Below are 19,545 nucleotides of genomic sequence, written 5' to 3'. Positions count from 1 at the left end.
TCCTGTTTCAGGCTCTAGACTACTGCGTCTGTCAGGCGCGCCCGTGCCTCCTCGAACACCGCGTCAGCACGGTCTGGGTCGCGGGCCTCGGCGGTGATCCGAACGAGCGGCTGGGTCCCGCTGGCCCGCAGGAGGAACCACGCGTCGCCGAGGTCGACCCGGACCCCGTCGAGCGTCGTCACGTCGTCGTAGGCGTCAGTCACCGTCTCTCGAACGCGGTCCATCACAGTCTCCTTCTGGTCGGTTTCGACGCTATCCCGGCGAATGGGGTACTCCGGCACATCGGCGGCGCGGTCGCCCAGCGGGCGCTCGCTGTCCAGCGTTGCGGCGGTACAGGCCGCCAGCGGCCCGTCCGGACACAGCGTTCGCTCGGGCCAGATCCACGCGCCGCTCGGCTCGCCGCCGAAAGCGACCCCGTCCTCGCTCGCGGCCTCGGCGACATACACGTCCCCGACCGGGGTGTACTCGACGGCCACGTCGATATCGCTGAGGTGGTCCTCGACGGCGAGGCTTGTATCAACCGGGACGGCGACCCGCTCGCCCGGTGACGCCGCAGTACGGGCGAACACGGCCAGCAACACGTCGCCCGAGAGGAAGGTCCCGTCGGCCGAAACCGCCCGCATCCGGTCGGCGTCGCCGTCGTGTGCGATCCCGAGGTCGGCGTCTGATTCGGCCACTAGCGTCGCCAGTGACTCGCAGTTCTCGGCTTTCGGCTCCGAGGGCCGACCCGGGAACGCGCCGTCGGGCTGACCGTTGAGCGTCTCGACGGAGCAGCCCAGCGCCGAAAGCGCGTCGACGCTGACTCGACCCGCGCCGTTGCCCAGATCGACGACGACGTGGCTGTCGAGGTCCAGTTCGCCGATTTCCGCGACCAGCGCCTCGACGTGGCGCTGGCTGGCATCCCGGGACTCGATGTCGCCGCTCTCGTCCCACGCCGCTGGCTGGAACGCATCCTCGTCCAGTCGCTGTTCAATCGTCTCCCGCAGGTCCGCGTCGAAGGCTTGCCCGCTGGGCTGCCAGAGCTTGATACCGTTGTCCTGGGGCGGGTTGTGGCTCGCCGTCACTGCAACCCCGGCGTCGGCGTCCTGCCATGCCACCGCCCGTCCGATAGTCGGCGTCGCCGCACCGCCGAGGTCGACCACGTCGACGCCGCTCTCTCGGAGCCCGGCCACCAGCGCCGCCTGCAGGTACTCGCCGCTCGCTCGCGGGTCCCGGCCCACGACCACCCGCTCGCAGTCGATGCCAAGCGCCCGCCCCACCGAAAGCGCCACCTCGGCCGTGACTGTCTCGCCGACGGGACCCCGAATCCCGCTCGTTCCGAACTGTGTCATTACTGCTCTCTGGGGCGGGCCGCCCCTAAAATCCATCCGGCATCGGACAGGTACTTCGGGACGGTAGTGCCGATGCCGTTCCGCTACTGTGTCGGCGCCCACTCGCAGGCCGTCCCGGTCGTCAGCCCCGCTTCGTCGATGTGAGCCGAGAGGCAGCCGTAGTTGCAGAACTGCGTTGTCGGCTTCCCGTCGGGTGTCTCGCTGATGTAGACGGGGTCGTGGGCCTCGACGGAACAGCCGCAGTACGTGCAGTCGGCCATACTGACGCTTGCGGCCGGGAGAACAAACGTTTTGTCCGCGTCTGTCGACCCACCGCACATGAAACAGGGCGGCTCTGACGCGGCGAAACAGGCAGCGGGGGAATCGGCGGCCGAGGCAGTCGAGGACGGCATGGCCGTCGGCCTTGGCACGGGGTCGACAGCGGCCCACGCTATCCGCGCTATCGGGCGAGCGGTCGACGCAGGACTCGATGTCGTCGGCGTCCCGACGTCATTTCAGTCCCGTCAGCTGGCCCGGGACTGTGGCATCCCGCTGGCGGACCTCGACGACGTGTCGGTCGACCTCGCTATCGACGGGGCCGACGAGGTGGCCGGCGGCAACCTCGTCAAAGGTGGCGGAGCAGCCCACGCCCGGGAGAAGATCGTCGACGCGAGCGCTGACCGCTTCCTCGTCGTCGCCGACCCGACCAAAGAGGCCGAGTCGCTCTCGGTGCCGGTGCCGGTCGAGGTACTTCCGATGGCCCGCTCGACGGTCGCCGAAGCAGTCGATGATCTAGGTGGCGACCCGACACTTCGCCGTGCAGAGCGCAAGGACGGCCCCGTCGTCACCGACAACGGGAACCTCGTGCTCGACTGTGACTTCGGCCCCATCGACGACCCCGCCGCGCTCGCCAGCGACCTCGCCGCACTCCCCGGCGTCGTCGAGCACGGGCTGTTCGTCGACATGGCCGACGAAATCCACGTCGGCACTACTGACGGCGTCACCGTCCGAGCGCTATCGGAATAGCTGTCGCTGATCGGCGTGCGTCAAAAAATGCGCTGCTTGAAACGACCTTACAGGTCGCGCGGCTGGACCGTCTTCCGGTCGTTCTCGTCGGCTCGGCGGGCTGCGTCCTGGAGCAGCTCTTCGACTTCCTCGTCGAGTGCGTCGTAGAAGTCGGACGCTACGTTCATGTCGTTGAGCTCTTCCTTAACGGCGGCTTTGACGATTAGGTCTGCCATACAGACGAGGTATCGACGGGGGTTACTTATATACTTTCTCCAATTAGTTCGCTCTCGACCCTATTACCGGCAGTTTGAGGCATTATACGACACATAACCCCTTATAAATCCGCAATCGTGTCCTCTGTAACCCATCAGAATCCGTGCTTTCGGCTGTGCTAGACGGCTATTGTTGCGTTACTCCGGCCGAGCGTCGCTCACGCGCGCTCGCACAGGTCGGCCCTGAAACGGGCGATACGTTCGCCTCGGACCGACGGATAGGAGTGGCCGTATCACTGAATGGGTCCTATGCGCGACATACTCGATTCGGTTGCGGCGGGTGACCTCTCCCCGGTAGAGGCCGAGGCGGCGCTTGCGGGCTACGCGACCAGCGGGGCCGGTCGGTTCGACGCCGCTCGGGAGGACCGTGCCGGTGTTCCCGAGGCTGTCCTTGCAGATGGGAAGACGCCGGCGGAAGTAGCGGAGCTTGCGGTGACAGCTATCGAAACGACGGGGCGGGCTATCGTGACGCGGCTCGACACGGCAACTGCGACGACCGTTCGGGAACGGTTGGACGAAACCGCCCCAGATGCGACAGTTCGCTGGGACGACCGCTCGAACTGGCTGGTGGCGACGACGCCCGCCTTTGAGCGCCCGTCGCTGGACGCGTCAGTCGGCATCGTCACGGCCGGGACCTCCGACGCCGTTCCGGCCGGTGAGGCCGCGCTCATCGCCGAGGAGATGGGCGCGACCGTGGCCCGTATCGACGACGTCGGCGTCGCGAGCCTCGCCCGGACGATAGACGCGGTCGATAGGTTCCGGGACCATGACGTGCTCATCGTCGCGGCGGGTCGCGAAGGCGCGCTCCCGACGGTCATCGCCGGGCTCGTGGACGTGCCGGTCATCGGATTGCCCGTCTCGACCGGCTACGGCCACGGCGGTGAGGGCGAGGCGGCCCTCTCGGGGTTGCTCCAGTCCTGCACTGCCCTCTCCGTCGTGAACATCGACGCCGGCTTCACCGCCGGGACGCAGGCCGGCCTAATCGCCAGACAGCTCGACGATGCACGGACGTAGATATCTACGCCAACTGCAGACATACCCAAGTATTTGGGTAAAGAGCTATGGGAACAACGCGCGTACGCGTATACGTCGGCGGTGGTGTCGCCGACGAACACGATGCCTGAATGTGATCATTGCGGCGCGCACGTCTCAGACCAGTTCGCCCGAGTGTTCGCGGATGAACGCGGACACATCCGGGCGTGTCCCAACTGCTCGGCAAACGCTGGCATTGCCGAGGTATCGAGAGAGCGCGCCCAAAAAGTGTGAGGCCCACTGGGCCACCAGCATCGTGCGATGACTACCGCGCGGAGCCCTTACCACGTGTACGTCCTCCGTTGTAGCGACAACACGTTTTACACCGGTTACACGACCGATGTGGAACGCCGCGTCCGCGAACACGACGCCGGCGACGGCGCGAAGTACACGCGCGGCCGAACCCCGGTTGAGCTGATTCACGTCGAACCGTTTGACTCACAGTCCGCGGCGATGAGCCGTGAGTACGAGATTAAGCAGTACTCTAGAGCGGAGAAGGAACGGCTCGTCGAATCCAGCGACGCCGAAGCTGACTTCGATATCTGAACCGCTATCGATACAACTGAAGAATTAGCAGCGCTACCGCCTCAGATGCCGAGGCTCACCTCTTCCCGTCGGTAGCCGTGAAGTGACAGTTTTGCGATGGGGCGTGATTTTTTGTCGAGGGGCTGAGAACCGCGAGATATGGACAACGACGCGGATGTCGACGCAGGTGCGATCGCCTTCGGGACGGACGGCTGGCGGGCGACGCTGGACGTGTTCACGAAGCCGCGGGTCCGGATGGTGGGACAGGCCGTCGCCACCACCCTGCAGGAACGCGGGGCGACCGGGACCGTCGCCATCGGATACGACGCCCGCGAGACCTCGCCCGGGTTCGCTGACGAACTCGCACACGTCCTGCGCGCGAACGGCTTCGACGTGCTCTTGCCGGACCGGGACACGCCGACGCCGATTGTCGCCTGGACGGTGAAAGACCGCGACCTCGCAGGGGCGCTCCAGATTACGGCCAGCCACAATCCCCCGGAGTACAACGGCGTGAAGTTCATTCCCGGCGACGGGTCGCCGGCGCTGCCGGACTGGACGGCCGCCTTCGAGGAGAACCTCGCCGTGCTCGACCCGCTGCCCGAGGACGAGTGGGGCGAGCGAACGGAGGAGGACCTGATCGGGCCGTACCACGAGCACGCGCTGTCGTTCGTCGACGCCGACCTCGACGGCCTCCCGGTCGCCTACGACGCGCTGTACGGGAGCGGCCGCGGCGTCACCGACGCCCTCCTCGCCGACGCCGGCGCTGACGTGACCCGACTCAACTGCGAACAGGACCCCGACTTTGGCGGCGGGTCGCCCGAACCGTCGGCGGAGAACGCCGAGGGACTGGTGGCGGAAGTCAGCGACGGCGACGCTGCGCTGGGAATCATCAACGACGGCGACGCCGACCGCATCGGCGTCGTCACGCCCGAGCGGGGCTATCTGGACCCCAACCTGTTTTTCGCCGCGATGTACGACTTCCTGCTCGAAGACGGGACAGGCGACGTGGTTCGGACGGTCTCGACGTCCAGCATCGTCGACCGCGTCGCCGAGGCCCACGGTCAGTCCGTCCACGAGGTCGCCGTCGGCTTCAAGTGGGTCGCCGAGGCGATGGCCGAGCACGACGCGCTGTTCGGCGGCGAGGAGTCCGGCGGCTTCGGCCTGCCGGACCACCTGCGGAACAAGGACGGCGTGCTGGTGGCGCTGGTCGCCGCCGCAGCCGAACGCGAGGAACCGCTTGACGCTCGTGTCGACCGATTGCTGGACGAACACGGCGAAATCCACCAGGACCGTATCAGCGTCGACTGTCCGGACGACCGCAAGGAGTCCGTCCTCGCCGACCTCGAAGTCGCGCTGCCCGAGACGCTGGCGGGAGTCGCTGTTGACGGCATCAACACCGTCGACGGGTTCAAAATCCGGCTCGAAGACGGGACGTGGGTGCTGGTCCGCCCGTCCGGAACGGAGCCGAAGCTCCGCGTCTACGCCGAGGCGTCGAGTGCGGAGCGCGTCGAGGACCTGTTAGAGGCGGGCCGGGACCTGGTCGAACCGCTGGTCTGACCTCACTTGCTTGCGCTGACGACGTACGTGCCGGCCACGCGGTCGCCGAGGCGCTGGGCGTCGTCGCTGACGAACATGACGGCCGCCTCAACGAGGAGCCAGCCGCCCATGAGAACGAGCGCGAAGAGGAACCCGAATCCGCCGAAAATGCCGCCCAAAAGGAGCATGATCGGGAACGGAGCCAGCAGCACGGCCGTTCGGACCAGTCGGTCACGCTGGGTCGGCGGCGCGCCGTTTTCGTCGACGACCGCGACGTTCTGGGACCGCTTCCCGACCGTCTCATTGGACTCGGCGTAGTAGCCGAAGTAATAGACGAGCACCGCACCGATGGCGAGCCACAGGGCGAAGTTGATAACGATGCCCAGCAGTCCCGCAGCCAGCACCGAGCCGCCGCCCATCGCGCCCGGACTCTCGGGCGAGGCGGCGGCCATCGCCCCGACAGAGAGGACCGTATTGAGAACGAACGTTACGAGCCACAGTCCGAACGCGACAGCGCTCAGAATGGCGAAGTCGATGAGGTACGCGACGACGCGGTCGTCCCGCGCTTCGACCGCGTTTTCAGGGACAGTTGCTGACATCGTTTTAAAATCATTCTCGAAACCATATGAAAAATGTTACGACGCTGTGCCAACGGTTGTGATCTCGCGCCGAACGATTGCCGCGCCTACGCACGCTCGCCCCGGAAACGGTCGGGTTCGCCCAGCGGCTCGATGGTGAACCCCAGCGCCTCGTAGAACGGCCGAACGTCAGCGTCGAACTCGGCGGTGACACAATCTCGCCGGTCGAGCGCGGCCTCGACGAGCGCCGTCCCGATACCCTGCCCACGACGACGCCGACGGACAGCGACGGCCTCGATGTGAGTGTCGTCGAGTACGAGTGCGCCGAGAACGCGCTCAGCCGCCGGGTCATCGTCGGACACTGCGACGAGCGTACCGTCGTCTTCAGCACCCGCCCGAACGGTTTCCACGGCTATCGAGAGGACCGCTCCGTCGAGGACGTTCATCACCGCCGGCACTTCGTCGGCGGTCGCTGTGCGGACGTGCATATCTGTTAGAGGCCGCTGCTTGGCGGTTCAGCCGCCTTTGATGAGCCTGACGACCCGAACGTGGTCGTGCTCGACGGGCTGATCCGTCGGAACGTGCTCGCCGTCGACGAGGACCGACACCTCGTGGGGGCTCAGGTCGACCGGCGAAAGCAGGTCGGCGTAGGTCGCATCCGCGTCCACCTCCAGTTCGTGGGTGTCCTCGCCGGCGATCTCGACGGTGACGTACATACACCGACTACTCCGCCGACGCACCTGAGACTGTCGACTCTCGCGGGGTTTAAGACCGGCCCACGCTTCCCATCGTCCATGAGTGAGGCCGAGTCCGAGTCGCGGGCGGGACGCGAGGAGGTCTGGATCGAGAAGTACCGCCCGCAGACGCTCGACGACGTGATGGGCCACGAGAACATCGTCGGGCGACTCAAAAGCTACGTCTCGCGCAACGACCTGAGCCACATGCTGTTTTCCGGCCCCGCGGGGACGGGGAAGACGACGTGTGCGACGGCTATCGCCCGTGAACTGTACGGCGAGGACTGGCGCGAGCACTTCCTCGAACTGAACGCCTCCGACGAGCGCGGTATCGACGTGGTCCGGGACCGAATCAAGAACTTCGCCCGAACGAGCTTCGGCGGCGTCGAGTACCGCATCATCTTCCTCGACGAGGCCGACGCGCTGACCAGCGACGCCCAGTCGGCGCTGCGCCGGACGATGGAGCAGTTCTCGAACAACGTCCGCTTTATCCTCTCGTGTAACTACTCCAGCCAGATCATCGATCCGATCCAGTCCCGTTGTGCCGTCTTCCGCTTCTCGCCGCTGGCCGACGACGCCGTCGCCGAGGAAATCCGAAACATCGCCGCCGAAGAGGACATCGAACTGACCGAGGACGGACTGGACGCGCTCGTCTACGCCGCCGACGGGGATATGCGGAAAGCCATCAACGGCCTGCAGGCCGCGTCGGTCAGCGGCGACACGGTCGACGAGTCGGCGGTGTACGCGATCACCTCGACGGCCCGCCCGGAAGAGATCCGGACGATGGTCCAGTCGGCGCTGGACGGCGACTTCACCGCCTCGCGGGCGACCCTCGATAGACTGCTGACCGAGGAAGGCATCGCTGGCGGTGACATCATCGACCAACTCCACCGCTCAATCTGGGAGTTCGATATCGACGACGAAGCGGCAGTCCGAGTGCTCGAACGCATCGGCGAAACCGACTACCGGATCACCCGCGGTGCGAACGAGCGCGTGCAACTCGAAGCGATGCTGGCCTCGCTCGCCCAGGGCGAGTAAGGCCGTACTACCGCTACGATCCGGTTTTTCACACCTGATAACTGGCGGGTGAGCTTTATGATGAAAGGAAAGTAAGAGTATCAACAACTGAAATGCAACGTTTACGACCATCTACGGAGGGGACGGGTGAGGACCGCGGTCAGGTCGGGATCGGGACGCTCATCGTGTTTATCGCGATGGTGCTGGTCGCGGCAATCGCGGCGGGCGTGCTTATCAATACTGCGGGGTTCCTGCAGAGTTCCGCCCAGGCGACGGGCCAGCAATCCAGTGATTCGACGACCAACCGCATTCAGGTTGTGGGGATTACCGGGGACCACTTCACCGACAACAGCGAGATCGGCGTGGTTGACATCGTCGTCAGGCGGGCACCGGGGGCAGGCAACGTCGACCTTGACAAGACGACCGTCCAGTGGATCGGTCCGAGCGGGTCGTACTACCAGCTCGCGGCTGGCGGCGCAGACGGCAACCCCGATGGGCGGTTCGCTATCTCTACCGTGCAGGACAATGACGGCTCCCAGCCGGTGCTGAACGACGTTGAAGACCGGTTCAGAATCACGCTCGACCTGGGGACCGATAATTCCGTTGGCGCTGAGCCATTCGGTGAGGAACTGCCCGAAGGAGAGACTGCGACGCTCCGCATTACCTCGCCAGCCGGCGGGATGACGACCGAGGAAGTCGTCGCGCCGAAGACGCTCTCCGGGGAATCCTCTGTCACGCTCTGACGGCCAGGGATACCGCCGGCCCCTTCGGAACAGTTTTAGGCGAACGTGGGCCAACTGAACACCAATGAGCGACCTCGACGAGGCCTACCAACTCGACTACTTCGAAGAGGAAGGCTTCCACCGCCAGGAGTGTGCCTCCTGTGGCGACATGTTCTGGTCCCGTGTCGAGCGCGAGACCTGCGGCGAGCCGCCGTGTGCGGAGTACGACTTCATCGACAACCCCGGGTTCGACGAGTCCCACTCGCTGACGGAGATGCGCGAGGCGTTCCTCTCTTTCTTCGAGGACCGTGACCACGAGCGCATCGACCCGTACCCGGTGGCGGCCAACCGCTGGCGCGACGACGTGTTGTTGACCCAGGCGTCGATTTACGACTTCCAGCCGCTGGTCACCTCGGGGACGACGCCGCCGCCGGCGAACCCGCTGTGCATCAGCCAGCCCTGCATCCGGATGCAGGACATCGACAACGTCGGGAAGACGGGCCGGCACACGATGGCCTTCGAGATGATGGCCCACCACGCGTTCAACGCGCGCGAGGACATCGAAGACCCCGAGCAGTACGCCTACGAGGGCGAGGTGTACTGGAAAGACGAGACGGTCCGGTACTGCGACGAACTGTTCGAGGAGATGGGGGCGAACCTCGACGAGATCGTCTACATCGAGGACCCGTGGGTCGGCGGCGGCAACGCCGGCCCGGCCATCGAGGTCATCTACCGCGGGGCCGAACTCGCCACGCTCGTCTTCATGTCCATGGAGCAGGACCCAGAGGGCGAGTACGAGATGAAAGACGGCAACCGGTACTCGCCGATGGACACCTACATCGTCGACACCGGCTACGGGCTCGAACGCTGGACCTGGATGAGCCAGGGGACACCGACGGTGTACGAGGCCGTCTATCCCGACATGATCGCCTTCCTCAAGGACAACGCCGGCATCGAACTCACCGACGAGGAGGAGCGCATCGTCCACGAGGCCGCGAAGCTCGCGGGCCGGATGGACATCGACGAGGCCGAAGACATCGAGGCCGAACGCGACACCATCGCCGCCGAGGTCGGCGTCGAGGTCGCGGAGATGCGGGACCTGATGGCACCGCTCGAGGACATCTACGCCATCGCCGACCACTGCCGAACGCTCGCGTACATGCTCGGCGACGGCATCGTCCCCTCGAACGTCGGCACGGGCTATCTGGCACGGATGGTGCTGCGCCGGACGAAGCGACTGGTCGACGGCGTCGGCGTCGACGCGCCGCTGGACGAACTCGTCGACATGCAGGCCGAGCGGCTGGGCTACGAGAACCGCGACACCATCCGCGACATCGTCCGCACCGAGGTCGAGAAGTACCGCGAGACGCTGGACCGCGGTGGCCGGCGCGTCCGCCAGCTGGCCGACGAGTACGCCGAAAAGGGCGAGCCGATCCCGACCGAGGAACTGGTCGAACTGTACGACTCCCACGGGATTCAGCCGGACATGGTCGAGGAAATCGCCGCCGAGAAAGGCGTCGCGGTCGACGTGCCCGACGACTTCTACGCGGTCGTCGCCCAGCGACACGGCGGCGACGACACCGCCACCGAGGAGTCACGGACGCCCTACGAGGACCGGCTCGAAGAACTGCCTGAGACCGACCGGCTCTACTACGAGGACCAGCAGCGGACCGAGTTCGAGGCCGTCGTCCTTGAGGTGTTCGACCGCGACGACGACAACTACGACGTGGTGCTCGACCAGACCATGTTCTACCCCGAAGGCGGCGGCCAGCCGCCGGACGAGGGGACGCTGTCGACCGACGACGTCTCCGCCGAGGTGACCGACGTCCAGCAGTACGGCGACGTCATCGTCCACACCTGCGACGACGACCCCGGCAAGGGCGAGTTCGTCCGCGGACAGGTCAATGCGAGCCGCCGCCAGCGCCTGATGCAACACCACACCGCGACCCACATCGTCATCCACAGCGCCCGGCAGGTACTCGGCGAGCACGTCAGACAGGCCGGTGCCCAGAAGGGCACTGACTCCGCCCGCATCGACATCCGCCACTACGAGTCGGTGAGCCGCGAGGAGGTCAAGGAGATCGAACGCCTCGCCAACGACATCATACAGGACAACATCGCCGTCTCTCAGGAGTGGCCCGACCGCAACGAGGCCGAGGAGCGCCACGGCTTCGACCTCTACCAGGGCGGCATCCCGGCCGGCGAGCAGATCCGGCTCATCACCGTCGGCGACGACGTGCAGGCCTGCGGTGGCACCCACGTCGCCCGAACCGGTGACATCGGGGCTGTCAAGCTCCTGAACACCGAGCGAATTCAGGACGGCGTCATCCGCCTGACCTTCGCCGCGGGCAACGCGGCCATCGAGGCCACCCAGCGCACCGAAGACGCGCTCACCGAAGCCGCGGATATCCTTGACGTTGCGCCCGATGCCGTCCCGGAGACTGCCGAGCGGTTCTTCGACGAGTGGAAGGCCCGTGGCAAAGAAATCGAACAGCTCAAAGAGCAACTCGCTGAGGCCCGCGCGAGCGGCGGTGGCGACAATGAAGAAGTCGAGGTCGGCGATGCGACCGCCGTTGTCGGGCGCATCGACGCCGACATGGACGAACTCCGCGCGCAGGCGAACGCTATCGTCGAGCAAGGCAACATCGCGGTGCTCGGGTCGGGCCTCGACGGCGCGCAGTTCGTCGTCTCCGTGCCCGACGGCGTCGATGTCGACGCCGGTGAGGTTGTCGGCGAACTCGCCGGTCGCGTCGGCGGCGGCGGCGGCGGCCCACCGGACTTCGCACAGGGCGGCGGCCCAGACGCGGACGCGCTGGACGAGGCGCTTGAGGACGCACCTGAGATACTGCGAACTGTGGCGAACGTCTGAGACGGGCTGCTGCATCATTTCCGCATCGACCACCTGCGGACGGCGACTATCACGGGAACCAGGGACGGCGTCCGCCTGAACCGTCCCCGTTCTTTCTCGCCGCTGGTTCCGTTCTACGCTCGGTTACCTCGGACAGTTGTCCGATTAAGACTCGATATTCTGCCCGAACGGTCCGAATACGCTCAAGAGATACAATTACATTTAGTTGTATTAGGTGTATCTGGATGAGTTTCCAAAAGTATTTTTAGCAACTGCCCATCTATAGCAGATATGAGCGGAGAACGTGACATCGCACACATTCGGACTCACACCGAGTACGTTCGGTCACAACGGACGTGTCGGCGCTGTGGGACCAGTGTCCCCGCTGCTAGCGGCCGTACTACCGATGAACTGTGTGAAAACTGCAGTGCCACCCGTGCTACCTGACCCATGAGTACGACCACGACGCCCCCGTCGGACACTGACCTCGACGAAGCGCCGGAGTTCGAACTGGACTGCCTGTACGACGACCCCGAGAACCCCTCGGAGCTGACGATTTTCCCCTCGGACCTCCAGCAATCCGTGACCGAGTGGGTCACTGCGGATCGGTCAGCGGCCGTCTCTCTCGACGAACTGCGCTGAGCGGTACGTGCTGCCCGCTATTCGCCCTGACACAGCCGTCTGGCGTCCCGCATCGCCTCGTTGGTCTCGCAGACGAGCGTCAGGTGATCGCCGCTTGCAAGGCGGAAATCGCTGTCGGGGACTCTGTCTGTTCCGTTACGGCTTACCATTGCGACCAGACAGCCGTTCGGAAGCTTCTCCGCGGTTTCCTCTATGGTCCGGTCGACCAGTGAGTCGTTGCTGAGTTCGACTTCCAGTACGTCCCCTGTTCGGCCGGAGTCCGACAGCCAGTGGGCCAGCGCTGGTCGCTCGACCGCGTCGTCGATTGCGTCGGCGACGGCGAAGCCGGCGGATATCGTCTCGACGTCAAGGTCCTCGAAGGCCTCGACGTTGTCCGGCTGGTTCGCTCTGGCGACCACGGTGTCGACGTCGAACCGGGTCGTCGCCAGCTGTGCCACGAGCAAATTCACGTCGTCGTCTGCGGTCGCAGCGACGACAACGGACGCCCGGTTCGCCCCTGCTTCTTCGAGGACGTGCGCGTTCGTCGCGTCCCCGTGGACGACGCGATGGCCGTCGGCCCGCGTCCGCTCGACCGTGTCCTCGTCGCTGTCGATGAGGACGACCTCCTCGCCGCGTGATTCGTATCGTACTGCCAGTTCCCGGCCGACGCGACCGCCACCGACGATGAGTGTTTGCATGGGAAGGATGTCGAGCGCTTGCGCGAAGTGACGGGCCAGCCCGCCTTGAAACATGACGGTCGCGAAGATGACGAGAAAGACAGTCCCGACGAGGACCGTCGCAGCATCCGGGTTCTCGGGACGCAGTTCGATGGCGAACAGCGTGGCGACGCTGGCCGGGACGATACCGCGCGGCCCCATCGCGCCGACGAACATCCGCTCTCGAACTGTCAGTCGGCCACCCAGCGTCGAGAGGAACACGCCGAGCGGGCGGACGAGCGTGACGACGACGATGACGACGACGAGTCCGCCGATCCCGAGTGCACGCAGGTCACCGAGCGATAGCTGGGCGGCCAACACGATGAAGACGAACGAGAGGACAAACAGCGTGATACCGCCCTTGAACTCGGCGATCTCCTCTTCGTGGGGGAGGTCGGCGTTCCCCAGTACGATACCGGCAACGGCGGCGGCCGCGATGCCGGCCTCCGAGAGCCATATGCTTCCCAGCGCGTACGCCAGCAGCGCTGCGGTCAGGACCACCGCCCGGGCGTTTTGCATGGCGTTGTCCGCCGAAAGGTGCCACCGCTGGAGCAGGAGTGCGATACCGCCGCCGACGGCGATACCGACGATGTGTCCCACGACCAGCCGGGCGACGAACGCCTCGACGACGACTACCGGCGAGGACTGGCTCGCGATGACGAACTCGAACGTCGCCACCGCGAGGATGGCTGCGGTCACGTCGTTGATGATGCCCTCTGTCTCCAGGGCGGCGGCGACCCGGTCCCTGACCGGGACCACTTGCATGATCGGCGTGATGACCGTCGGCCCGGTGGCGATCAGCAGGCTCCCGACGAGGACGGCGACTGGCCACGTCGTCCCGAACACGACCTTGACGGCGACGGCGGTTCCGACGAGCGAGACGAACGCGCCGATTGTCACCAGTCCAAGCGCCTCCCTGGACGCTTCACGGACTCGCTCGACGGTAAGGTGGAACGCCCCCTCGAAGACGATGATACCGACGCTGAGGCCGACGATAGCCTGCAGCCCGGCCTGTCCGAATATCGCGGGGTCGACGAGGTCGAGGGCCTGCGGGCCGACGAAGACGCCGGCGACCAGCAGGAACGCGACGCTCGGGATCTGGAGCCAGTCGGCGACCAGTTGCGCGGCGACACCCAGACTCACGACCAACACGACAGCGCCGATAAGTGATGCTGCTCCTGACACGGGACTGGCGGCCCTTCGACAGCCAGCGCTAAAGACCTACTCACCGAAAGAGACACACCACCGGCGAAGGAACCGACAGCCAATGCCGACCGCACGCAACCGCGACGTGTCCCTCTACTACGAAGCCGACGGCGACGGCCCCACCGTCGTGTTCATCAACGACGTGGGGTACGGGGCGTGGCTCTGGGGCTGGCACTACGACGCCGTCGCCGGTCCCTACGAGACGGTGGTGTGGGACCTCCGCGGAACCGGCCGGTCGGACGCGCCGGGGGGACCGTACGACGTGGGAACGCTGGCTGCTGACCTCGAAGCCGTGCTGGCCGACCACGGCGTCGGGAGCGCCCACCTCGTCGGGGCCGGCCTCGGCGGCATGGTCGCGCTCGAATACGCCCACCAGTACAACCGCGCCCGTTCGCTGACGCTGTACTGTACGGTGGGATCTGGCGATGCGGTGGATCGGGCGGAACTGGAGGCGCTCGCGCTGGACGCCCCATCGTCGCTTGCAGGAGCGTTTTCGCCGGCATTCCGCGAACACGACCCGGACCTCATGGAGCGGATCGCAGGCTGGCGCGCTGACGAGGACGCTACTGGCGCGGCCCGCGACGCGCAGGCCAACGCAATGACGGCTTTCGACCCGCCGCCGCTGTACGAGATTACCCAGCCCGCCGAGGTGTACTACGGGCTGGACGACCCCGTCGTGTCGCCGGACGCCGCGCAGTCGCTGGCGGCCGACCTGCCCCGCGGGACCGGCGAGGCCGTCGAGGGTCGCCACTGCTGTTTCGTCGAACACGCGCCGGCGGTGACCGACCGATTGCTGGCGCTACTGGACGAGCAGACAGAGTAACTATTGGACCGGGTGGCCGGACGCAATCCACAAATACGCGGCCTGATAGGTGATACGTATGACCGACCGGACGGCGGCCGTCACGCGGACCACGGCCGAGACGGACATCGAGGTCACGCTCGACGTCGACGGCGACGGCGACAGCACCATCGATACCGGCATCGGCTTCTTCGACCACATGCTCGACTCCTTTTCCACCCACGGGCTGTTCGACCTGACCGTGCAGTGCGACGGCGATCTAGACATCGACGACCATCACACCGTCGAGGACGTCGCCATCACGCTCGGCGAGGCGTTCACCGAGGCGCTGGACGACAAGCGCGGCATCCGCCGGTTCGCCGACCGCAAGGTCCCGCTGGACGAGGCCGTCGCGAGCGTCGTCGTCGACATCTCCGGCCGGCCGTACTTCGCGTTCGACGGTGACTTTTCGCAGGGTTCGGTCGGCGGGATGACCAGCCACATGGCGAAGCATTTCTGTCGCTCGCTGTCGATGAACGCCGGGCTGACGCTGCACTGCGGCGTCGAGGGCGAGAACGCCCACCACGAAATCGAGGCGCTGTTCAAGGGGCTGGCACGAGCACTCGACGACGCGACCCGCATCGACGAGCGCCGCTCCGACGTGGCGAGCACGAAAGGCGAGCTGTAGTCGACGGCGGTGCGAAGCCGTCGCCGTTTCGGCTGCTGGCGGCACCGATTAGTGGCCCCACGTCCACCACTCCGTATGTTCGACGAGATTATGCAGAAATTCGAGGACTCCCCGGGCCAGCAGGATGTCATCCGTTTGCTGCTGGAGCGAGGGTTCTCCGTCAACGAGGACGGCCGCGTCGTCTCGGGCGGCATCGAGATCCCGAACACGGGCATCGCCCGCGAGGCCGGCGTCGACCGGCGCGTGGTCAACGCCACGACGGACGCGATTCTCGACGACGACGACCTGCGGCGCATCTTCCGCAACATCTCCTCCGTGCCGAGCCTGCTCGATCTCGCCCCGGTGCTCGATCTGCACGCAGTGACTGTCACCGTCCGCGCCGCCGACGAGTCCGGCATCGTCTCGACGGTCACGTCGGCTATCGCCGACCACGGCATCTCTATCCGCCAGGTCCTGAGCGAAGACCCCGAGTTCACCGACGAACCGAAACTGTACGTCATCACTGACGAGGAACTGCCCGGCGACCTCATCAACGAAATCCGTCGCCTGGCGTTCGTCCGGACCATCGAACTGGCCTGATGCCGGCGACGCTCACCGTCGAGACGCCCGGAGGGGAAACCCACGAACTCACCGCCGAACGCGGGGCCGTCCTCCGGGACGTGCTTCTCGATGCCGACCTCTCGCCACACGGTCGCTACGCGAAACGGGTCAACTGCGGCGGCCGCGGCATCTGTGCCACCTGCGGCGTCCGTCTCGCTGAGCCGCCCGACCCCGACCACTGGCACGACGACCTCGCCGACCGGTTTAGCTATCCCCGGCTCTCCTGTCAGCTCCGGGTTCGGGACGGAATGAGAGTCGAACTGCTTGACAAGCGGGTCTGGGGGTCGCGGCAACCGGACGGCAGGACGGACTGACTCACTGCTGGGAGCGCGAACGACAAACGCTATTCCGCCGCCGGGCCTACGCCGGGCCGTGACGGACAGCTACCTGACCGTTCCGGGCCGCGGCGAGGCGCGCTTCGAAGTGCGCGGCTCGGAGTTCATCGGCCACGTCGCGCCGGCGGCGACCGTCGAAGCCGCCGAGGCGTTCGTCGACGCCGTCAGCGAGGAGTACGCTGACGCGACCCACAACGTCCCCGCCTACCGCGTGCGATCCGATCCCTTTCGGGAGTATTCGAGCGACGACGGCGAACCGAGCGGCAGCGCCGGCGACCCCGCGCTGAACGTTCTCCAGCAACGCGATATCGAGAACGCCGTCGCCGTCGTCACGCGCTACTACGGCGGGACGAACCTCGGCGTCGGCGGCCTCGCCAGTGCCTACTCCAGAGCGGTGAAAGAGGGCGTTGACGACGCAGGCGTGGTCGAGGAGGTGCCCCACGAGCAGTTCACCGTAACCGTCGCCTACGACGACTCCGGCAGCGTTCGGAGCCTGCTTGAATCAGCAGGCGTCGAGTTTGCAGCTGACTACGAGGCCGAAGTCGTCTTCGAGGTTCGGGTGCCTACGGCTGAGGGGAGCGACCTGCGGGACCGAATCCGGAGCGCGACCAGCGGGCGGGCGGCTATCGAACTGGCGTGACCCCCGCTACTCGTAGGTCGGCAACCGCGCCGACTGCGCCGAGCCGTCGATAAAGGGCAGGTCGACCTGCTGTGCGCTGACCGGTTCACCGTCGATGCGGATGGTCAGCGCGTCTTCGGGCCGTTCCCAACTGAGATTCGCCAGCGCAATCGGGGCTTCCCGCATCGGGCTCTGGCCGGCACGGGTCACGTCGCCGACGTGCTCGTCGCCGGCGAACACTGCGGCACCGGACTCGGGGCATTCCTCGACGGCGAGGCCGACCAGCCGTTGCGTGGGGTGGCCCCGGTTCTCGATTCGCGAGACGACCTCCTGACCGACGTAACAGCCCTTCTCGAAGTCCAGGGCGTTCCGCAGGCCAAGATCGTTCGGGAGCGCGCCCTCGATTTCGGTGTCGAACAGCGGCGTCCCGGCCTCTAACGTCAGCGTCTCCCAGGTCCGGTAGCCGAAGGGGACGGCGTTGAGCCCCCGGTTGACCAGCGTGTCGAAGACAGCCTCGGCGTCGTCAGCGCTACAGACCACGTCGTAGCTCTCCTCGCCGGCGAGGTTGTCCGTCCGGATGACGGAGACGCCGGCGTCGCCGAGTTCGCCCCGCTCGAAGGTCAGCGGCGCGGGCGGGGTCCCGGTCTGGTGGAGAACGCTGGCGATTTTCTCTGTCGCTTTCGGCCCGTGGACGCCGAAGACGGCGAAGTCGTCGGTCGCCTCCTCGAACTCGACGTCCTGAATGAACGTCTTGTCCGCCCACTCTGCGGCAAGGTCCTCGGCTTTCTGGGGCGGTGTGAACACGAGCAGGCGCTCGCCGGCGTTGTACACATACATGTCCGTGTCGACGCGGCCGTCGGGGTCGAGCAGGAGCGCGTAACAGCCCGCGCCGTCATCGTCTGGCACGCGGTTCGAGACGGCGTTGTCGACGTAGTCGACGCGGTCCTCGCCGGTGACGACGATGACGCCGTAGCCGTACTCCATCGCGCCGACGACGTTCCGAACCGCGCGGTGGGTCCGCTCCGGTCGCCCGTAGTTGTCGACGACCTGCCGACCACCGACCTCCCTGAACGTCGCTCCGTGGGCCTCGTGGACGGACTCGAGAACAGTCATTGTACGGGTATGCGGCCCTCGTGGGGAAAAACGTCCCGTTAGCGCCGTCGGCGTGCGAGGACAGTCACCGCAAGCAGCGCAGCCACCGTCAGAGCGACGGTGAATCCCGGACCGCTGCTGTCGGTCGTTTCGGTCGCCGTTCGCTCCGGTGACATGGCCGCCCCGTTTGCCGTCTCCCCACTCGGCCTGAACACCGTGACCGTCATTGTCGTAGTGAGGTCACCGGCTGTCGCGGTAAACGTGACGTTCCCGGCTGTCGGGACCGTCGCGGTTACCTCGCCGTCCGCGTCAGTCTGTCCGACCTCGGTCCCGTTCCGGGTCACGGTCGCGTTCGCCACCGGTTCGTCGTACTCGTCGGTGACCGTGAGGCCGACGTTCGCGCCGACGACGACCTGTCTGTTGTCCGGTGTGAGCGTAATCTCAGGGGTGCGTTCAATCTCTACGTCGAGTGACGTGTCGTCTTCAGCCACGCTGACGCGTCTCTCGACCGTTTCGTAGCCGTCCTTCGTCACTGTGACATCGTAGCGGTCGTTGACCGGGACGCTGACCGATGCCGTCCCGTCGGAGAGTGTCGGTACAGTTCCGTCGAACCCGCTGTCCGACTGGACCCGAATCGTCGCGTCACGAATCGGCCTCGAATCGTTGAAATGCTCGTCAACGACCGAGGCCCGCAGCAGGGCTGACCCCTCGCTAATCCGGACCGTCGTCGTTGTCTCACCGGAGACGGACGCGGTGGTCAGATTTCGGTAGAACCCCGGCTTGGTAACGATGACGCTGTACTCACCTTCTTCCACGGGCTGTGTCGTGATGGTCCCGTTGCTGCCCGCGTTCCTGTCGACCACGTAGTTCCCGTTCCGATACAGCCGGATGCGAGCGTTCTCGGCCGGCTGGCCGTCCGCCGTCACCGCGTTGACTGTGGCCGTCGCTGACTCCGAGACCGCCACTTCGATGGACTCCGCCTCGGCGTCCGAAACGACGTACGGAACGTTTCGGACGTACTCGTCGTCATGTATCCGGAGCGCGACGGTCGCCCCCTCGGGAACATCGATGAGCGCCTGTCCGTTTGCCCGCGTCGTCTCGTTTGACGGCCCGCCTGCGCCGTCGTCCCACGTCGCCGAGATATCGATACCACTGAGCGGGTCGCCGTCCTGATCGACCACGGTGACGGTGAGTGTCACCTGCGACTGTGCAACAGCCGTTCCCGACACCCCTCCCAGCAGTGTCAGCAACACAATTGTTAACACAGCACGATGACTGATCATACCTGATTGATAAACGAGCGGA

23 protein-coding genes are annotated in these 19,545 nt (G+C 66.0%); 14 read left to right on the top strand and 9 right to left on the bottom strand.

The features are described 5' to 3' along the window. Positions 1–14: 14 nt before the first annotated feature. On the bottom strand, positions 15–1,331 hold the full coding sequence (gene glmM, locus HAH_RS14585; RefSeq protein ID WP_014041608.1) for a phosphoglucosamine mutase: 1,317 nt from the start codon (positions 1,329–1,331) through the stop codon (positions 15–17). Between the two features lie 83 nt (positions 1,332–1,414). Next, positions 1,415–1,591 carry a hypothetical protein gene (locus HAH_RS14580; RefSeq protein WP_228841576.1) on the bottom strand — a complete coding sequence of 59 codons (177 nt, stop codon included), beginning with the start codon at positions 1,589–1,591 and terminating at the stop codon, positions 1,415–1,417. 58 nt (positions 1,592–1,649) lie between these two features. On the opposite strand from HAH_RS14580, the gene rpiA reads away from it, so the two are divergent. Beyond that, a complete protein-coding gene (gene rpiA / locus HAH_RS14575) occupies positions 1,650–2,336 on the top strand; it encodes a ribose-5-phosphate isomerase RpiA (protein WP_014041607.1) in 687 nt (228 codons plus the stop codon). 47 nt (positions 2,337–2,383) lie between these two features. Here rpiA and HAH_RS14570 read toward each other — a convergent pair whose 3' ends face one another. Further along, positions 2,384–2,551 carry a hypothetical protein gene (locus HAH_RS14570; protein WP_004517708.1) on the bottom strand — a complete coding sequence of 56 codons (168 nt, stop codon included), beginning with the start codon at positions 2,549–2,551 and terminating at the stop codon, positions 2,384–2,386. Positions 2,552–2,839: 288 nt separating this feature from the next. Here HAH_RS14570 and larB point away from each other — a divergent pair, with 288 nt between their 5' ends. From larB to HAH_RS14555, 4 genes are all read left to right on the top strand, one after another. Beyond that, on the top strand, positions 2,840–3,604 hold the full coding sequence (larB, locus tag HAH_RS14565) for a nickel pincer cofactor biosynthesis protein LarB (RefSeq protein ID WP_014041606.1): 765 nt from the start codon (positions 2,840–2,842) through the stop codon (positions 3,602–3,604). Between the two features lie 102 nt (positions 3,605–3,706). Continuing rightward, positions 3,707–3,856 carry a DUF7563 family protein gene (locus HAH_RS20555; protein WP_023843454.1) on the top strand — a complete coding sequence of 50 codons (150 nt, stop codon included), beginning with the start codon at positions 3,707–3,709 and terminating at the stop codon, positions 3,854–3,856. A gap of 27 nt (positions 3,857–3,883) precedes the next feature. Continuing rightward, positions 3,884–4,168: a GIY-YIG nuclease family protein gene (locus tag HAH_RS14560; RefSeq protein ID WP_023843453.1), complete on the top strand. Its 285-nt coding sequence runs from the start codon at positions 3,884–3,886 to the stop codon at positions 4,166–4,168. 138 nt (positions 4,169–4,306) lie between these two features. Beyond that, complete coding sequence (locus HAH_RS14555) at positions 4,307–5,704, top strand: phosphoglucomutase/phosphomannomutase family protein (RefSeq protein WP_014041603.1); 1,398 nt, start codon at positions 4,307–4,309, stop codon at positions 5,702–5,704. Between the two features lie 2 nt (positions 5,705–5,706). Here the strand turns inward: HAH_RS14555 and HAH_RS14550 are convergent, their stop codons facing one another. The 3 genes from HAH_RS14550 to samp2 all read right to left on the bottom strand — a co-directional run bounded on the left by HAH_RS14550 (position 5,707) and on the right by samp2 (position 6,977). Continuing rightward, positions 5,707–6,282: an RDD family protein gene (locus HAH_RS14550; protein WP_014041602.1), complete on the bottom strand. Its 576-nt coding sequence runs from the start codon at positions 6,280–6,282 to the stop codon at positions 5,707–5,709. 86 nt (positions 6,283–6,368) lie between these two features. Next, complete coding sequence (locus HAH_RS14545) at positions 6,369–6,749, bottom strand: GNAT family N-acetyltransferase (RefSeq protein WP_014041601.1); 381 nt, start codon at positions 6,747–6,749, stop codon at positions 6,369–6,371. A gap of 27 nt (positions 6,750–6,776) precedes the next feature. Continuing rightward, positions 6,777–6,977, bottom strand: coding sequence for a ubiquitin-like small modifier protein SAMP2 (gene samp2, locus HAH_RS14540; protein WP_044952087.1), 201 nt, complete (start codon positions 6,975–6,977; stop codon positions 6,777–6,779). Between the two features lie 78 nt (positions 6,978–7,055). Between samp2 and HAH_RS14535 the strand changes: the two genes are divergently transcribed. From HAH_RS14535 to HAH_RS14520, 4 genes are all read left to right on the top strand, one after another. Next, positions 7,056–8,033, top strand: coding sequence for a replication factor C small subunit (locus HAH_RS14535; RefSeq protein ID WP_044952085.1), 978 nt, complete (start codon positions 7,056–7,058; stop codon positions 8,031–8,033). Between the two features lie 92 nt (positions 8,034–8,125). Further along, the gene (locus HAH_RS14530; protein WP_008307313.1) at positions 8,126–8,755 is read left to right on the top strand and encodes an archaellin/type IV pilin N-terminal domain-containing protein; all 630 of its coding nucleotides are present in this window, start codon (positions 8,126–8,128) and stop codon (positions 8,753–8,755) included. 64 nt (positions 8,756–8,819) lie between these two features. After that, on the top strand, positions 8,820–11,603 hold the full coding sequence (gene alaS / locus HAH_RS14525) for an alanine--tRNA ligase (RefSeq protein ID WP_014041599.1): 2,784 nt from the start codon (positions 8,820–8,822) through the stop codon (positions 11,601–11,603). A gap of 429 nt (positions 11,604–12,032) precedes the next feature. After that, positions 12,033–12,224 (top strand): DUF7511 domain-containing protein, encoded by a 192-nt coding sequence (locus HAH_RS14520; RefSeq protein WP_014041598.1) that lies wholly within the window; start codon positions 12,033–12,035, stop codon positions 12,222–12,224. A gap of 17 nt (positions 12,225–12,241) precedes the next feature. Here HAH_RS14520 and HAH_RS14515 read toward each other — a convergent pair whose 3' ends face one another. After that, complete coding sequence (locus HAH_RS14515; RefSeq protein ID WP_014041597.1) at positions 12,242–14,104, bottom strand: cation:proton antiporter domain-containing protein; 1,863 nt, start codon at positions 14,102–14,104, stop codon at positions 12,242–12,244. A gap of 82 nt (positions 14,105–14,186) precedes the next feature. Here HAH_RS14515 and HAH_RS14510 point away from each other — a divergent pair, with 82 nt between their 5' ends. The 5 genes from HAH_RS14510 to HAH_RS14490 all read left to right on the top strand — a co-directional run bounded on the left by HAH_RS14510 (position 14,187) and on the right by HAH_RS14490 (position 17,169). Beyond that, the gene (locus HAH_RS14510) at positions 14,187–14,948 is read left to right on the top strand and encodes an alpha/beta fold hydrolase (RefSeq protein ID WP_014041596.1); all 762 of its coding nucleotides are present in this window, start codon (positions 14,187–14,189) and stop codon (positions 14,946–14,948) included. Between the two features lie 58 nt (positions 14,949–15,006). After that, positions 15,007–15,594, top strand: a complete 588-nt coding sequence (gene hisB, locus HAH_RS14505; protein ID WP_014041595.1) for an imidazoleglycerol-phosphate dehydratase HisB — start codon at positions 15,007–15,009, stop codon at positions 15,592–15,594. Between the two features lie 75 nt (positions 15,595–15,669). Further along, positions 15,670–16,173 (top strand): ACT domain-containing protein, encoded by a 504-nt coding sequence (locus HAH_RS14500; RefSeq protein ID WP_014041594.1) that lies wholly within the window; start codon positions 15,670–15,672, stop codon positions 16,171–16,173. After that, positions 16,173–16,508, top strand: coding sequence for a 2Fe-2S iron-sulfur cluster binding domain-containing protein (locus tag HAH_RS14495; RefSeq protein WP_014041593.1), 336 nt, complete (start codon positions 16,173–16,175; stop codon positions 16,506–16,508). The genes HAH_RS14500 and HAH_RS14495 overlap by 1 nt, the downstream gene beginning before the upstream one ends. 58 nt (positions 16,509–16,566) lie before the next feature. After that, the gene (locus tag HAH_RS14490) at positions 16,567–17,169 is read left to right on the top strand and encodes an IMPACT family protein (RefSeq protein WP_014041592.1); all 603 of its coding nucleotides are present in this window, start codon (positions 16,567–16,569) and stop codon (positions 17,167–17,169) included. 6 nt (positions 17,170–17,175) lie between these two features. Here HAH_RS14490 and ygfZ read toward each other — a convergent pair whose 3' ends face one another. Beyond that, complete coding sequence (gene ygfZ, locus HAH_RS14485; RefSeq protein WP_014041591.1) at positions 17,176–18,261, bottom strand: CAF17-like 4Fe-4S cluster assembly/insertion protein YgfZ; 1,086 nt, start codon at positions 18,259–18,261, stop codon at positions 17,176–17,178. A 38-nt stretch (positions 18,262–18,299) separates the two neighbouring features. Beyond that, positions 18,300–19,523 carry a carboxypeptidase regulatory-like domain-containing protein gene (locus HAH_RS14480; RefSeq protein WP_014041590.1) on the bottom strand — a complete coding sequence of 408 codons (1,224 nt, stop codon included), beginning with the start codon at positions 19,521–19,523 and terminating at the stop codon, positions 18,300–18,302. Positions 19,524–19,545 lie beyond the last annotated feature (22 nt).

The organism is Haloarcula hispanica ATCC 33960 (genome assembly GCF_000223905.1).
GTDB classification, from domain to species: Archaea; Halobacteriota; Halobacteria; order Halobacteriales; family Haloarculaceae; genus Haloarcula; species Haloarcula hispanica.
Note: the sequence above shows the minus strand (reverse complement) of the source record. Positions and strands in the feature narration are given on the sequence as shown.

What these genes read in the sequence shown, in the direction of transcription:
- glmM (WP_014041608.1), bottom strand. Translation starts at nt 1,331, where the DNA reads ATGACACAGTTCGGAACGAGCGGGATTCGGGGTCCCGTCGGCGAGACA.
- HAH_RS14580 (WP_228841576.1), bottom strand. Translation starts at nt 1,591, where the DNA reads ATGGCCGACTGCACGTACTGCGGCTGTTCCGTCGAGGCCCACGACCCC.
- rpiA (WP_014041607.1), top strand. Translation starts at nt 1,650, where the DNA reads ATGAAACAGGGCGGCTCTGACGCGGCGAAACAGGCAGCGGGGGAATCG.
- HAH_RS14570 (WP_004517708.1), bottom strand. Translation starts at nt 2,551, where the DNA reads ATGGCAGACCTAATCGTCAAAGCCGCCGTTAAGGAAGAGCTCAACGAC.
- larB (WP_014041606.1), top strand. Translation starts at nt 2,840, where the DNA reads ATGCGCGACATACTCGATTCGGTTGCGGCGGGTGACCTCTCCCCGGTA.
- HAH_RS20555 (WP_023843454.1), top strand. Translation starts at nt 3,707, where the DNA reads ATGCCTGAATGTGATCATTGCGGCGCGCACGTCTCAGACCAGTTCGCC.
- HAH_RS14560 (WP_023843453.1), top strand. Translation starts at nt 3,884, where the DNA reads ATGACTACCGCGCGGAGCCCTTACCACGTGTACGTCCTCCGTTGTAGC.
- HAH_RS14555 (WP_014041603.1), top strand. Translation starts at nt 4,307, where the DNA reads ATGGACAACGACGCGGATGTCGACGCAGGTGCGATCGCCTTCGGGACG.
- HAH_RS14550 (WP_014041602.1), bottom strand. Translation starts at nt 6,282, where the DNA reads ATGTCAGCAACTGTCCCTGAAAACGCGGTCGAAGCGCGGGACGACCGC.
- HAH_RS14545 (WP_014041601.1), bottom strand. Translation starts at nt 6,749, where the DNA reads ATGCACGTCCGCACAGCGACCGCCGACGAAGTGCCGGCGGTGATGAAC.
- samp2 (WP_044952087.1), bottom strand. Translation starts at nt 6,977, where the DNA reads ATGTACGTCACCGTCGAGATCGCCGGCGAGGACACCCACGAACTGGAG.
- HAH_RS14535 (WP_044952085.1), top strand. Translation starts at nt 7,056, where the DNA reads ATGAGTGAGGCCGAGTCCGAGTCGCGGGCGGGACGCGAGGAGGTCTGG.
- HAH_RS14530 (WP_008307313.1), top strand. Translation starts at nt 8,126, where the DNA reads ATGCAACGTTTACGACCATCTACGGAGGGGACGGGTGAGGACCGCGGT.
- alaS (WP_014041599.1), top strand. Translation starts at nt 8,820, where the DNA reads ATGAGCGACCTCGACGAGGCCTACCAACTCGACTACTTCGAAGAGGAA.
- HAH_RS14520 (WP_014041598.1), top strand. Translation starts at nt 12,033, where the DNA reads ATGAGTACGACCACGACGCCCCCGTCGGACACTGACCTCGACGAAGCG.
- HAH_RS14510 (WP_014041596.1), top strand. Translation starts at nt 14,187, where the DNA reads ATGCCGACCGCACGCAACCGCGACGTGTCCCTCTACTACGAAGCCGAC.
- hisB (WP_014041595.1), top strand. Translation starts at nt 15,007, where the DNA reads ATGACCGACCGGACGGCGGCCGTCACGCGGACCACGGCCGAGACGGAC.
- HAH_RS14500 (WP_014041594.1), top strand. Translation starts at nt 15,670, where the DNA reads ATGTTCGACGAGATTATGCAGAAATTCGAGGACTCCCCGGGCCAGCAG.
- HAH_RS14495 (WP_014041593.1), top strand. Translation starts at nt 16,173, where the DNA reads ATGCCGGCGACGCTCACCGTCGAGACGCCCGGAGGGGAAACCCACGAA.
- ygfZ (WP_014041591.1), bottom strand. Translation starts at nt 18,261, where the DNA reads ATGACTGTTCTCGAGTCCGTCCACGAGGCCCACGGAGCGACGTTCAGG.
- HAH_RS14480 (WP_014041590.1), bottom strand. Translation starts at nt 19,523, where the DNA reads ATGATCAGTCATCGTGCTGTGTTAACAATTGTGTTGCTGACACTGCTG.